This window comes from Baekduia sp., assembly GCF_035318805.1.
In the GTDB taxonomy this organism is placed as follows: domain Bacteria; phylum Actinomycetota; class Thermoleophilia; order Solirubrobacterales; family Solirubrobacteraceae; genus Baekduia.
In genome coordinates, this window is record NZ_DATHDY010000019.1 from 28,230 (window position 1) to 41,384 (window position 13,155).

Sequence of the window (13,155 nt, forward strand, 5' to 3'; positions counted from 1 at the left end):
TCAGTCAGGTCCTCGGGACTACGGGGTCTGGGTGGTGGAGCTGTCCAGCTTCTTGCGCTCCGCGGCCGCGGCTTCCTCGGCGGCCTTGATGTCGGTCTTGCGCTGCTCGAGCCACCGCTGGTACTCGTCGACCGACACGGCGCGGACGCGGGCGGTCATGTTGGCGTGGTTGCGGCCGCAGAGCTCGGCGCACTGGCCGAAGAAGACGGTCCCGCCCGGCTTGAGGCCGAACTTGCCGGGGACCTTGAACCACGTGTGGTTGGTGTAGCCGGGGATGGCGTCGAACTTGCCGCCGAGCTTCGGGATCCACCAGGAGTGGGCGACGTCCTGGGAGCCGATGTCGAGCGTCACCGTCGTGTTGACCGGGACGACCATCTCCTCGTAGGCGAACGGCGCGCCGAGGTTCTTGCCCGTGCGGCAGTCGTCGGCGTACGTGTAGCGCCAGATGTACTGCTGGCCGTTGACGCAGATGTTCAGCGACTTGCCGTTGGGCGGCAGGCGACGGCTCGTGTCGGCCAGCTGCAGCCCGTCGGGGCCGCTGTCGGGCGGGTTGCGGATGTCGTCGAGCTTGACGAACGTCAGCGTGGCGAGGATCACGAGGATCACCGCGGCGCCGACGGTCCAGCCGATCTCCAGGCGCGTGTTGCCGCGGATCTGCGCGGCGACGGCGCCCTTGCGGGCCTTGAACTTGAAGACGGAGTAGAGGAGCACGCCCTCCACGCCCACGAAGACGATGATCGCGACGGCGAAGACGAACTTGTAGAGCCAGTCGATGTCGTCGGCGTTCGGCGATCCACCCGACTCGGGGGACCAGAGGTCGGCCGAAGCGATCGGGGCGAGCACGAGTGCGCCGGTCACTACGACGAGCAGGGTGAGGAGCAGTCGGCGCGAAGTCATGAGGTTGCGAAGGCGAGAGGTGTCCAAGGCGGCGGGGATTCTATTCATGAACCGGCACGGGGCGGCCGCTCGCCGACAGGGGCAGGCGCGGGCGGACTCGGTTCGGCACCGTACGGGTGTTCGATGTCGCCGGCCGGACGGTCATCGACCCTGGAACTCGGCCGGGCGCTTCTGCAGGAACGCCGACACGCCCTCCATGAAGTCGTCGGAGTGCGCCATCTCCTGCTGGATCCCGGCCTCGAGCTCGAGCTGCCCCTCCATGCGCGCGAAGAGCCAGGCGTTCAGCTGGCGCTTGATGGCGGCGTGGGCCGCGGTCGCGCCGGCGGCGAGGCGGTCCACCAGCGCCTCGACCTCGGCGTCGAAGGCGTCGTCGGCCACGGCGCGGTTGATCAGCCCCCATTCGGCGGCCTGCCGCGCGCCGACGCGCTCGCCGAGCATCGCCATCTCGGCCGCGCGTGTGAAACCAACCCGCTCCGGGACGAAGAGCGACGAGCCGCCGTCGGGGGCGAGCCCGATGTTCACGAACGCCAGCAGGAAGTACGCCGACTCCTTGGCGACGACGAGGTCGGCGGCCAGCGCGAGCGAGAGGCCGATGCCGACCGCCGGGCCGTTGACGGCGGCGACGACCGGCTTGGGCATGGTCCGCACGCCGGTGATGATCGGGTGGTAGCGCTCGGTCAGCGCCTTCTGCACGTCGGGCCGCCCCTGCGCGCTGAGCTCCTCGCCGCTGAGATCCTTGAGGTCGGCGCCCGACGAGAACCCGCGACCCGCGCCCGTGATGCAGACCGCGCGCACCGAGTCGTCCTGAGCGACCTGTTCCACGGCCGCGCGCAGGTCGAGGCCGAACTGCTTGTTCCACGCGTTCATCGACTCCGGGCGCGACAGCTCGATGGTGGCCGCGCCGCCGCGCCGGTGGACGTTGATCGTCGCGAACTCGCTCATGGCGCGGATCCTATGGGCGAGCCCGACGACGCACGTTCGTCGCGAAGCCGTTGCGGGGCCTGGCCCCGTTGCGGGGTTGCCGTTTCGTTGCGGGGCCTGGCCCCGTTAACGTGGGGGTATGGCCGACAGACCGGTGATCGGGTTGTGCGCCGCGATCGAGCGGGCGCGCTGGGCTGCGTGGGATCAGCCCGCGCACCTGCTGCCGCGCGAATACGGCGACGCCGTGCAGCGCGCCGGCGGCATCGCCCTGCTGCTGCCGCCTGACCCGCGCGCCGTCGACCATCCCGACGAGCTGCTGGACCTGCTCGACGGGCTGATCCTGGCCGGCGGCTCCGATGTCGACCCCGCCGCCTACGGCGCCGAGCGCCACCCCGAGACCGTGGGCACCAACCCCGAGCGCGACGCGTTCGAGCTGGCCCTGGCCGGCCGCGCGATCGAGCGCGACCTCCCGTTCCTCGGCATCTGCCGCGGGATGCAGGTGCTCAACGTCGCCCGTGGCGGCACGCTGCTGCAGCACCTGCCCGAGAGCCACGGCCACGACGACCACCGCCGCACCTCCGGCACCTTCGACGGCAATGACCACCTCGTGCGGCTGCAGTCCGCCTCGCTGGCGGCGCGGGCCGTGGGCGAGGAGTCGCACCGCACGCTCAGCCACCACCACCAGGCCGTCGACGCGGTGGGCGAGGGGCTGGTCGTGACCGGCCACTCCGCGCTGGACGACCTGCCCGAGGCGATCGAGCTGCCCGACCGCCGCTACGTCCTCGGCGTCCAGTGGCACCCGGAGGTCGACGAGACGAGCCGGCTCATCGGCTCGCTGGTCGACGAGGCGCGGGCGCGGGCCGTCGGAGCAGCCCGCGCCGCGTAGCGCCGAACGCGGCTACGCCAGCGAGCGGAGCAGCTCCTCGAGGCGCTCGTAGCCCTCGGTCATGCCGTCCTTCATGCCCGACGCGAGCGTGGCGTCGCGGGCCTCCGGGGAGTCGTAGAGGACCGTGACCGTCGCGGTCGTGCGGCCGTCCTGCTCGGTGAAGACGATCGTGTTGCGCGTCTCGCCCGGGAAGTCGTCGAACGACTCGACCGCCACGATTCGCTCGGGCGGCGACACCTCGAGGTACGTGCCGCCCATGGCCATCACCGCGCCGTCCGAGCCGCTCCAGGCCCAGCGATAGGTGCCGCCCACGCGCAGGTCGATCTCGCACGTGACCATGGTGAAGATGGCCGGGCCCATCCAGTTGGGCAGGTGCTCGGGCTGCGTGAACGCCGCGAACACGAGCTCGCGCGGGGCGTCGAAGCTGCGGGTGATGACGATCTCGCGATCGCTCGGCGTCGTGAACGTCGTGTCGCCGTTGCGGGTGGTGCTGCTCATGGCTTGCTCTCCTCGTCCTGCAGTCGTTTGAGGTAGTCGTCCAGGCGCTCGTAGCTCTCGTCCCAGAAGCGGCGGTACTCCTCCGCCCACTTCGAGACCTCCTTCAGCGGCGTCGCGTCGAGCCGGCACGGACGCCACTGCGCGTCGCGGCCGCGGGTGATGAGCCCGGCGCGCTCCAGCACCCGCAGGTGCTTGGAGATCGCGGGCCCGCTCATCGCGAACGGCGCCGACAGCTCCTTGACCGTGGCCTCGCCCGCCGTGAGGCGGGCGAGGATCGCGCGGCGGGTGGGGTCGGCGAGGGCGGAGAAGGTGGCGCTGAGGGGGTCGATGGCCATGAAGTTAACCTGGTGGTTAGATAACCAATTGGTTTTATACGCGAGGCGCCGCGGCGTGTCAAGGGGAGCCGGGAAGATCGACGCGCGCCAGCTCGGCGAGCGGGAACGGCGGCGGCTCGGTGCTCGCCCGGTAGCGCGCGAACTCGGCCGCCCCGAGCGACGCGAACGCGGCCTCGACGAGCTCGGCGTAGGCGCGCTGCACGACGACCTCAGCCGTTCCCGCGCGGCCCGCCGCCACGCGCGCCCGCCCCGGCGCCCGCCCGACGTAGGCCCACACCGGCCCGTCGCCGTCCGCGACCGCGGGGGCGACGGCGGCGGTCACGTCGAGGCGCTCGTACTGGCGCTCGCGCTCGTCGAGGCGGGCCAGCGCGGCGTCGGCGACGGGCAGCAGGCCGCCGTTGACCGCCGTCCCGGCGTCGGGCGCGAGGTCGAGGAACGCGACCGACACCGGCGGCCGCGTGCCGTCGGGCAACTCATACACCTTGTATCCCGGCACCGCGACGCGGTTGTCCATGGCCACGCCCCAGACGCGCCGGTGGCCGCGCAGCGTGACGATCCGCGCCGCGCCCGTCACCAGCGAGCCGTAGCCGAAGACCTGGGCGGGGGACACGACCGCGCGCGATCCTAGGTCAGCGGCACCGTCGTGCCGCCGCGCACCAGCGCGACCGACCGCACCTGCGGCGTGCCGGCGCTGGAGGTCCAGTCGTGCTGGGCGGTGAACTGCGAGTAGCCCGTGGCCGCCGGGAACCGCACCGTGGAGTCACGGCCGGCCGGGATGGTGTAGGCCTTGCCGGCGACGGTCACGGTCTGCGGCACGCGGCCGCCGCGGTAGCGGACCTGCACGGTCGCGGGCGCGTCGAGCCACAGCGCCCCGGTGAGCGCGGCGCGGCAGGTGATCGGCACGGTCGGCGGCGTGATGTCGGGAACGTCGGAGTGGTAGTCGGGCGTGCGCCGCGGGCACGGCAGGATCACGAGCGACTGCGCCCGCGGGATCGCCGCCGGGGCGACCTCGACCAGGCGGCCGACGTTCGGATGCGAGGCCGACCGGATCTCGTCGCGGAACGTCACGCGCGCCGACGGGTCGTTGATGAGGAAGCGGTGGGGAACCGGCCCGCAATCGGGCTGCACCTCGACCGCGCCGGACACCGCGAACTGGAACGTGCAGATCTTGCCCTCCACGCGGCGGCCGGCGAGCCCGGCCTTCGGGCCGTAGGCCTGCGTGATGGAGCGGTTGAAGAAGTCGAGGTCGTCGAACTGCGGGGCGTTCTGCGTGATGCCCAGCAAGGCGACGGGGCCGCCGGTGTGGTGGTCGACCCACTCGAGGTCGGCCGGCAGCGTGGTGCGAAACGAGGAGCCGGTCTTGTCCATCTGCCACCAGCTCGCCTGGCCCTGTACCGCGAAGACGGCGCCGAGCACCGCCGCCAGCACGAGCGCGGCACGCGCGCCGCCCCGGCGCCACAGCCCCGCCGCGACGGCGAGCGTCGCCAGCGCGACGACCGTCAGCGCGAGGCCCGTGCCGAGGCCGAGCACCTGGTGCACGCGGTAGGCCGTCGCCCACGTCGCGCGCTCCTCGCCCATCATCTCGATGCCCGGCCGGGCCAGCAGCGTGAGCGCCAGCAGCCCCGCGATGGCCAGCGACGCGCGCGTGAGTAGCTGCGGGCGCGTCATGAGCAGCGTGGCGAGGATCAGCGCGAGCGGCACGGCGTAGGTGACGTAGCGCCCGATGCCCGAGACCGCCGGCGGGTAGCCGGCGAGGAAGAAGCCGCTCTGCAGCGCGGTCGCCAGCGCCGCGGGCCAGAAGACCGCCAGCAGCGGGCCGGTCGCGTCGTCGCGCCACGCGCGCGGGGAGACGAGCGCGCCCGCAGCCAGCAGCACCGGCGCGAACGCGCCGAGCGCCACGAGCTCCAGCAGCTGCAGGCCGGTCTTCGACAGCACGCGGCCCAGCGAGGGCCGCAGGTCGAAGAACCCGGCGTAGTCGCCGGTCACCGACGGGACGACGAGCGCGACCAGGGCGAGGCCGAGGAACGCGGTCGCCGTCGTCAGCAGGTACGGGCGATGGGCCATCAGCCGCACCCGGCGCTGCGCGGGGTCGCGCAGCGCGTCGAGCAGGAACGCGGCCAGCAGGGCCGGCACGAGCACCGCGAGCTGGATGCGCGCCCACGTGGCGAGGACGAGGAGCCCGAGCGCCAGCCACCCGAGGCGGCTGCCGGGGCGTCGCAGCGCCATCACCGCGACGCACAGCGCCGCGGTGGCCAGCGGGAACGCGAGGACCTCGGTGACGGTCTCGGCGCTGGTCAGCATCCACGTGCCGGCGACCGAGAGCGCGGCCGGCACGAGCGCCAGGCGCGGGCCGACGAGCTCGCGCGCGAGGAGCCAGACGGGCACGACCTGGGCGCACAGCACGAGCGTGCCGAGCACCTTCGACGCGTGGTAGGCGTCGACGGTCGAGTGCAGGAGCGCGTACGCCGGAGCGAGGAAGTACACGTACAACGCCGCCGACTGGTCGACGTGCGCGCCACGCCAGTCGAAGCCCTGGCCGTCGGCCAGCGATCGTGCGAGGTGCGAGTACCGGAACTCGTCCGGGAACAGCACGGGCAGCGGCGAGTGCAGCGCCAGCACGACGTAGAGCGCGGCGGCCACGACGTACAGCCCGGCCAGCAGGAGCCAGGGAGACACGCCGCGGCCGGCCGATGGCGCCGGGGCGTCGCGGTCGCGCCGCGGCGCGGGTGGGGGCTCGGCGGCCCGCACGGTGCTCATCCCCAGGGACTGTAACCGGCCGACCTGCCGCTCCGGCACGGCCCGCAGGCGGGGCTCAGGCGGCGGCGCGGCCGACGGCCTGCGCGACGCCGGCCCGGGCGCGGCAGACCAGCGCCTTGCTGGCGCCGGCCGACACGCCGAGCACGCGGCCGATGTGCGAGTGCGAGCGGTCCTCGAGCTCGTGCATCACCAAGGCTCGGCGCTGGCGCTCGGGCAGGGCCTCCACGCCGCCGACGACCTCGTCGAGCCGCTCGCGGCGGGCGATCGTCGAGACCGGTCCCGGGCCGTGGTCGGCGAGGAACGCCTCGTGCGGGTCGAGGTCGGTCGTGCGGTTGGGCTTGCGGAGCTGGTCGAGGCAGCGGTTGCGCACGATGGCGTGCAGCCACGGACGCAGCGCGATCTCGGCGTCGCCGTGGGTGATCGAGCGCAGCGCGCGGACGAAGGCGTCCTGGACGCATTCCTCGGCGTCGTGGTGGCGGCCGCCGAGCACCTGGCGGGCGTAGGCCATCAGCTGCGGCTCGTAGCGGCGGACGATGGCGGAGAAGGCGGCATCCGAGCCTGCACGGACGGCGGCGACAAGGGCCTCGTCGGTGGCCGAGCCGGCGCGCGGGGCACGCGCCTTGGAGGTGGAGGTGAGGACCGGGTTCATGCTCACCATGGTCGCCCCGACGGCGCCGCGCGACCAGCGACCCCGGGGCTACACCTTGCACACCCCAGGTGAGGCCGGTCCACACCTAGGGGTCATCGGTCAGGGGCTGGGACTACCCTGGACGGCAGTGTCCGACGACTCCCCGCTCGCCGCCCACGCCGCGTCGCCCGCCGAGCTCCAGGAGCGCCTGAGCGCCGAGCGCGCCGGCGATCCGTACGTCGTGCTGCGCGACGGCGGCGGCCGCCAGCAGCTGCTGCGCCTCGCCGGCGAGCGGCTCAGCGTCGGCCGCGGCGAGACCAACGACGTCCCGCTGCCGTGGGACACGGAGGTCAGCCGGCTGCACGCCGAGCTCGAGTGCATCGCGGGCGAGTGGACGATCGTCGACGACGGGCTCAGCCGCAACGGGACGTTCGTCAACGGCACGCGCATCTCCGGGCGCGCGCGGCTGCGCGACGGCGACGTCGTGCGCATCGGCCGCACCACGCTCGGCTACCGGCGCCCGGACTCCGAGGAGACCGCCGAGCACACCGTCGTCGCCGGCGAGCCCGTCGCGCTGGCCGACCTGCCGCCGACCCAGCGCGCGGTGCTCGTCGCGCTCGCGCGACCCTACAAGCACGGCGAGTTCGCCGCGCCGGCGACCAACCAGGACATCGCCGGCGAGCTGCACCTCAGCGTCGACGCCGTGAAGGCCCACCTGCGCTCGCTCTTCCAGAAGTTCGGGATCGAATCGCTGCCGCAGAACCAGAAGCGCTCCCGCCTGGTCGCCGAGGCGTTCCAGCGCGGCATGCTCACGCAGCGCGACCTGTAGGAGGCGCGGCGCCTAGGAGCGCGGGTCGCTAACAGGCCGCGGGTTTCGCCCCCTGGGCGAACACCCGCAAGGGAACCTGGCCACCTGGGCCAGCGTTCCCCTAGGGCCGGTCGATCCGCGTCACGGTCCCGCTGCCCAGGTTCGTGACCCACGCGCTCGTGCCGTGGGCCGTGATGGCGAATGGGTTGCGACCCACCGGGATCGGGGCGCCGACGGGCCGGCCCTCGCGGTCGAGCCGGACCACCGTGTCGTCGAGGTTGCTGGCGACCCACACGGTGTCCTTCGACACGGCGATGCCGAGCGGTCCGCGCACCTCGAGCGGGTCGTTGATGCGGTTGGTCAGCGAGCGGTTGTTCTGGGAGACCGTGCCGTCGTCGAAGTTGGTGACCCACACCTGGTTCATGCCGAACGCCACGCGGTGCTGGCCCAGCCCGATGGTCGTGCTCCTGCGCTTGCCCGACGACGGGTCGATCCGGCTGAGGCGGTTGCGCCGCCGGTTGGGCACCCAGACGTAGCCGCCGCCGACGGCGATGTCGCTGATGCCCTCCTGGCCGAACTGGATGATCTGCGTCGCGCCGGTGGTGGGGGAGACCTTGACGATCGACGACGGCGGGTCCGTGCTCTTGATCGCGCGCCGGCCGACCCAGACCGCGCCCTCGCCGGTCGCGACGACGACGGTCTCGCCCGAGCCGAGCAGCCGGTCGCCCTGGACCTTGCCGCTGACCGGGTCGATCCGCACGAGCCGGCTCTGCTGGCCGTTGGTCACCCACAGCGAGCCGAAGCCCGACGCGACGCTCGTCGTGCCGCTGCTCCACGGGAGCCTGATCGTGCGGCGCGGGCCGTCGCCGTCGGCGGGCAGGCCGATCAGCCGGCCCGTCCGCACGCTGGTCACCCATACTCGCCCGCGCGCGTAGGCGATGGCATTCGGCCGCGGGTCGACCGGGACGGCCTTCCCGGCGCGAGCCGTGCCGGTGCCGGTCGGCGCGGTGGTCGTCGTGGTGGGCGCGCTTCCGGACCCGCCGCCGCCGTTCATGAGCAGCACCGTGACGACGACGATCGCCGCCCCCGCGGCCAGCGAGAGGATCGGGGCCAGCCACGAGCGCGGGCGCGCCGGGGTACGCCGGCGCGCCGGCAGCACCTCGGTCGGGGTGACCGAGGCCGGGACGGCGGTCTCCTCGTCGGCCGCGCCGCCGGGCGCCGCCGCGCCGCGGGCGACGACGCGCTCCGGCGGCGGCGGCGGGGCGTCGCCCACGGCCGCCAGCGCCGCGCGGCCGAGGTCGCCCGCCGACGGGAAGCGGTCGTCGGGGTCCTTGGCCAGCGCCCGTTCGACGACGGCGGCCAGTCCGTCGGGCACGCCGGTCTCCAGCGCCCGCGGGTCGGGCGCGGGGTCGTTGAGGTGCGCGTAGAGCGTGGCCTCGTCGGAGTCGCGGCGGTACGGCGCGACCCCGGTCAAGATGTAGAAGAGCAGGCAGCCGAGCGCGTAGACGTCGGCCCGCGCGTCGACCGGCACGCCGCGGATCTGCTCGGGCGCGATGTAGCCCAGCGTGCCGACCCAGCGGCCCGAGCCGGTCATGGTCGTCTCGCCGCTCAGGCGCTTGGTGAGCCCGAAGTCGGTGAGGTAGGCGTGGTCGCCGTCGAGCAGGACGTTGGCCGGCTTGATGTCGCGGTGGATGAGCCCCCGCGCGTGCGCGGCGTCGAGGGCGCCCGCGACCTGGGCGATGACGGCGGCCGCGTCGTGCGGGCTGAGCGGGCCGCCGCGCTGCACGCGCGTCCGCAGGTCCTCGCCGTCGACGTAGCGCATCGCGAGGAAGAGGCGGCCGTCTTCCTCGCCCGCGGAGTACACGGGGATGACGTTGGGGTGGTCGATCGCCGCCGCCGCGCGCGACTCGCGGACGAAGCGCTCGCGGAAGTCCTCGTCGCGGGCCAGCGGGGTGGCGATGAGCTTGAGCGCCACCGGCCGCTCGAGGTCGAGCTGCTCGGCGCGGTACACCACGCCCATGCCGCCGCGACCGGCCAGGCCGGTGATGCGGTGGCCGGCGAAGACGTCGCCGGCCTGCAGCTCTGTGTCGATCGGGCTCACGCAACGGGCGACGCTATCGCCTGCCTCGGCGATCACGCGTCGCCGTCGAGTCCGGCCGGCGCACTAGAGTGGCCTGCCTCGTGCGCCTCTCCTCTGCCGTCCGCACCGCCGCGTGGGGCGTCGTCGCGGTCGGTGTCGCGGTCCCGCTCGTCCGCCGGCGCGCACGGATCCGACCGCCGCTCGTGACGGCCGCCGCCGCCTCCGCGCCGTTCGCCCTGAGCGTGGCGCTGCCGCGCTCGCGCAAGCGCGACGTCGCGCTGTGCGCGCTGCAGATGTACGCGTACACGGTCACCTACCAGATGCCCAACGACGATCCGGAGGCCCTCGAGCGCCGGGTCCGCCTCGACTACCCGGTGCGGATCGACCGGCTCCTCGGGCTCGGCGAGATCCCGAACCTGCGCCTGCAGCGCTGGTTCGCCGCCCCGGGCCGGATCCGCAAGCGCGACCAGGTGCTCGTGTGGTCGCACTGGCTGTGGTTCCTCTTCCCGCACGGCACGGTCGCCTACGTCCTGGTCCGGCATCCCGACCGCTTCCCGCGCACCGCGGCGCTGACCTACGCCGTCTTCGACCTCGGCCTGATCGCCTACTGGAGCGCGCCGACCGCGCCGCCCTGGTACGCGTCGCTGCACGGCCGCCTCGGGGAGGGCGGGGACCTCGCGGTGCGCCGGATGATGGTCGAGCACGGCGAGGCGTTCTGGAAAGACGGGTGGGAGCCTCTTTACAGTGTCCTGGGAGGCAACCCCTTGGCCGCCATGCCCTCCCTGCACTTCGCGACGTCCCTGATGGCCGCCCACCTCCTGGCGGAGGCGGGCCCGGTCGAAGGCGCCATCGGCTGGACCTACGCCCTGACCCTGGGCTTCGCCCTCGTCTACCTCGGCGAGCACTACCTCGTCGACCTGCTCGCCGGCGCCGCGCTGACCGAGGGCATCCGCGCCGCGGCGCCCCACGCGTCGCCGGCCACGGCCGCCATCGGCCGCACGCTGCAGGAGCTGGAACGGCGGGCGCGCGCGTGAGCTCGTCGGAGCCACCCGTGCCCACGCCCCTGCCGCGTCCGCCGCGCGACGACCCGCGCGCCGCGCAGCTCATGGGCCCGCCCAGGCCCGACGACGACGAGGTCGACGACGACGAGGAGATGCCGCTCATCAAGGTGACGCGGCGCACCGTGGTGCTCGGTGGCCTCTTCGTCGTGCTGTGCATCATCTTCCTGGCGGCCGTCCTGCCGCAGTTGGCCGGTCTCGGCGACACGTGGAAGCAGGTCAAGCAGGGCGATCCGCTCTGGCTGCTGGTCGCCGGGATGTTCACCGCGCTGTCGTTCGCCGGCTACGTCCTGCTGTTCCAGGGCGTCTACGTGCGCGACGGCTTCCGGCTGAGCGCGGTCGAGAGCTACCAGATCACCATGGCCGGCCTGGCCGCCACGCGCGTGTTCGCCGCGGGCGGCGCCGGAGGGATCGCGCTGACCGCGTGGGCGCTGCGCCGTGCCGGGATGCCCAAGCGGGTGGTGGCCGACCAGACGCTGGCGTTCCTGGTGCTGACCTACGGCGTGTACATGGCGGCGGTGGTCGTCGGCGGGTTCGGGCTCTACTTCGGGATCCTGCCGGGCTCGCAGGACTGGGCGATCACGCTGCTGCCCGCGATCATCGGCGTCGTCGCGTTCGCGCTGGCGGTCCTGGCGTCGCTCACGCCGCCCGACCTGCAGAAGCGCCTGGACGGCTACGCGCGCCGGCACGGCCGCTGGGCGCGCATCGCCCAGAAGGCGTCCAACCTGCCCGCCGCGCTCTCCTCGGGCATCCGCATCTCGGTGAACCTCGTGCGCAGCGGCGACCCGGCCCTGGCCGGCTCGATCGCCTACTGGGGGTTCAACATCGCGATCCTCTGGGCGTCGTTCAAGGCGTTCGGCGAGGCGCCGCCCTGGGCCGTGATCGTCATGGGCTACTTCGTCGGGATGCTCGCCAACCTGCTGCCGTTGCCGGGCGGCGTCGGCGGGGTCGACGGCGGGATGATCGGTGCCTTCGTGGCGTTCGGCGGCGAGACCAAGGACTCGATCGTCGTCGCGGTCCTCACCTACCGGCTGTTCGCGTTCTACCTGCCGACGATCCCTGGCGCGGTGGCCTACTTCCAGTTGCGACGCACCGTGGCGCGCTGGAAGGAGGAGCGGGCGACGCGCAAGACGACCGTCCAGGCCGCGCAGGCCTAGGGCCGGACCGTCTGTAACGGACGTCCGGTAGTAGCTACTATACAAAGTAAAGTGACTGCAGATGGGAAGGACAACCGCATGGCCGACGTCGAGAACGTGATCATCATCGGAAGTGGACCGGCTGGGTACACGGCCGCGCTGTACACCTCCCGTGCGAACCTCAAGCCGCTCGTGATCGAGGGCTTCATGTGGGGCGGGCTGCTCCAGCAGACCACCGAGGTCGAGAACTACCCCGGCTTCCCGGCCGGCGGCATCGCCGGGCCCGAGCTGATGCAGAAGCTGCGCGACCAGGCCGAGGACTTCGGCACGCGCTACCTCACCGACCAGGCGACCTCCGTCGAGCTGGCCACCGAGCCCGGCGGCATCCACAAGGTCCACGTGGGCTCCGACGTCTACCAGGCCCGCTCGGTGATCCTCTCGATGGGCGCCGAGCACAAGAAGCTCGGCGTGCCGGGCGAGCAGGAGCTCGCCGGCGCCGGCGTCAGCTACTGCGCCACGTGTGACGCCGCGTTCTTCAAGGACCAGGTCATCATGGTCGTCGGCGGTGGCGACAGCGCCTTCGAGGAGGCGATGTTCCTCGCCAAGTTCGGCCGCAAGGTCCTGCTCGTGCACCGCCGCGACGAGTTCCGCGCGTCGAAGATCATGGTCGAGCGCGCTCGCGCGTTCGAGAACATCGAGTTCAAGACCCCGTACGCGCCGATCGAGTTCCACGAGGGCGACGGGCCGTTCAAGCGCATCGCGCGCCTGAAGCACGCCGGCACGGACGAGGTCGAGGACGTCGAGATCGGCGGCGCGTTCATCGCGATCGGCCACGAGCCGCAGTCCGAGATCGTCGAAGGCGTGATCGACGTCGACGACGAGGGTTACGTCAAGGTCGACGGGCGCTCCACGCGCACGAACCTCCCCGGCGTCTTCGCCGCCGGCGACCTGGTCGACCACACCTACCGCCAGGCCATCACCGCAGCCGGCTCCGGCTGTGCCGCGGCCCTGGACGCCGAGCGCTACCTCGCCGACCGCGAACACGCCGGCACACCCGCCACCGACGCCGCCCTCACCGAACCCGTGCGCACCGACGAACGCGCGCTCACCCAATGAGCGACGGCAGCTACCACACCGCCCCGCCCCGCCGC

General features: G+C 73.1%; 13 protein-coding genes. 5 read left to right on the forward strand and 8 right to left on the reverse strand.

The window, feature by feature from the left end; genetic code table 11:
* Window positions 1–18: 18 nt before the first annotated feature.
* Window positions 19–897 (reverse strand): cytochrome c oxidase subunit II, encoded by an 879-nt coding sequence (coxB, locus tag VK501_RS05095; protein ID WP_324335291.1) that lies wholly within the window; start codon window positions 895–897, stop codon window positions 19–21.
* A 141-nt stretch (window positions 898–1,038) separates the two neighbouring features.
* A complete protein-coding gene (locus tag VK501_RS05100; protein ID WP_324335293.1) occupies window positions 1,039–1,839 on the reverse strand; it encodes an enoyl-CoA hydratase/isomerase family protein in 801 nt (266 codons plus the stop codon).
* A gap of 118 nt (window positions 1,840–1,957) precedes the next feature.
* On the opposite strand from VK501_RS05100, the gene VK501_RS05105 reads away from it, so the two are divergent.
* Window positions 1,958–2,704 carry a gamma-glutamyl-gamma-aminobutyrate hydrolase family protein gene (locus tag VK501_RS05105; protein ID WP_324335294.1) on the forward strand — a complete coding sequence of 249 codons (747 nt, stop codon included), beginning with the start codon at window positions 1,958–1,960 and terminating at the stop codon, window positions 2,702–2,704.
* A 12-nt stretch (window positions 2,705–2,716) separates the two neighbouring features.
* On the opposite strand, the gene VK501_RS05110 is transcribed toward VK501_RS05105, so the two are convergent.
* Genes VK501_RS05110 through VK501_RS05130 form a run of 5 tightly spaced genes read right to left on the reverse strand, consistent with a single transcriptional unit; the run spans window position 2,717 to window position 6,943 of the window.
* Window positions 2,717–3,202, reverse strand: coding sequence for an SRPBCC family protein (locus VK501_RS05110; RefSeq protein ID WP_324335296.1), 486 nt, complete (start codon window positions 3,200–3,202; stop codon window positions 2,717–2,719).
* Window positions 3,199–3,537, reverse strand: a complete 339-nt coding sequence (locus VK501_RS05115) for a metalloregulator ArsR/SmtB family transcription factor (protein ID WP_324335298.1) — start codon at window positions 3,535–3,537, stop codon at window positions 3,199–3,201. Before VK501_RS05115 ends, VK501_RS05110 begins: the two co-directional genes overlap by 4 nt.
* A gap of 58 nt (window positions 3,538–3,595) precedes the next feature.
* Window positions 3,596–4,147 carry a gamma-glutamylcyclotransferase family protein gene (locus tag VK501_RS05120; protein WP_324335300.1) on the reverse strand — a complete coding sequence of 184 codons (552 nt, stop codon included), beginning with the start codon at window positions 4,145–4,147 and terminating at the stop codon, window positions 3,596–3,598.
* Window positions 4,148–4,161: 14 nt separating this feature from the next.
* Window positions 4,162–6,294, reverse strand: coding sequence for a hypothetical protein (locus tag VK501_RS05125; protein WP_324335302.1), 2,133 nt, complete (start codon window positions 6,292–6,294; stop codon window positions 4,162–4,164).
* Window positions 6,295–6,349: 55 nt separating this feature from the next.
* On the reverse strand, window positions 6,350–6,943 hold the full coding sequence (locus VK501_RS05130) for a sigma-70 family RNA polymerase sigma factor (RefSeq protein ID WP_324335304.1): 594 nt from the start codon (window positions 6,941–6,943) through the stop codon (window positions 6,350–6,352).
* A 187-nt stretch (window positions 6,944–7,130) separates the two neighbouring features.
* Here VK501_RS05130 and VK501_RS05135 point away from each other — a divergent pair, with 187 nt between their 5' ends.
* On the forward strand, window positions 7,131–7,751 hold the full coding sequence (locus VK501_RS05135; protein WP_414641075.1) for an FHA domain-containing protein: 621 nt from the start codon (window positions 7,131–7,133) through the stop codon (window positions 7,749–7,751).
* Window positions 7,752–7,851: 100 nt separating this feature from the next.
* Here the strand turns inward: VK501_RS05135 and VK501_RS05140 are convergent, their stop codons facing one another.
* Window positions 7,852–9,831 (reverse strand): protein kinase domain-containing protein, encoded by a 1,980-nt coding sequence (locus VK501_RS05140; protein WP_324335308.1) that lies wholly within the window; start codon window positions 9,829–9,831, stop codon window positions 7,852–7,854.
* 80 nt (window positions 9,832–9,911) lie between these two features.
* Here VK501_RS05140 and VK501_RS05145 point away from each other — a divergent pair, with 80 nt between their 5' ends.
* The 3 genes from VK501_RS05145 (at window position 9,912) to trxB (ending at window position 13,120) form a co-directional block, all read left to right on the forward strand.
* Window positions 9,912–10,844: a phosphatase PAP2 family protein gene (locus tag VK501_RS05145; RefSeq protein WP_324335310.1), complete on the forward strand. Its 933-nt coding sequence runs from the start codon at window positions 9,912–9,914 to the stop codon at window positions 10,842–10,844.
* Between the two features lie 17 nt (window positions 10,845–10,861).
* Window positions 10,862–12,025 carry a lysylphosphatidylglycerol synthase transmembrane domain-containing protein gene (locus tag VK501_RS05150; RefSeq protein ID WP_324335312.1) on the forward strand — a complete coding sequence of 388 codons (1,164 nt, stop codon included), beginning with the start codon at window positions 10,862–10,864 and terminating at the stop codon, window positions 12,023–12,025.
* 78 nt (window positions 12,026–12,103) lie between these two features.
* Entirely contained in the window at window positions 12,104–13,120 is a 1,017-nt protein-coding gene (gene trxB, locus VK501_RS05155) for a thioredoxin-disulfide reductase (protein ID WP_324335314.1), read from the forward strand.
* The last annotated feature ends 35 nt before the right edge of the window (window positions 13,121–13,155 follow it).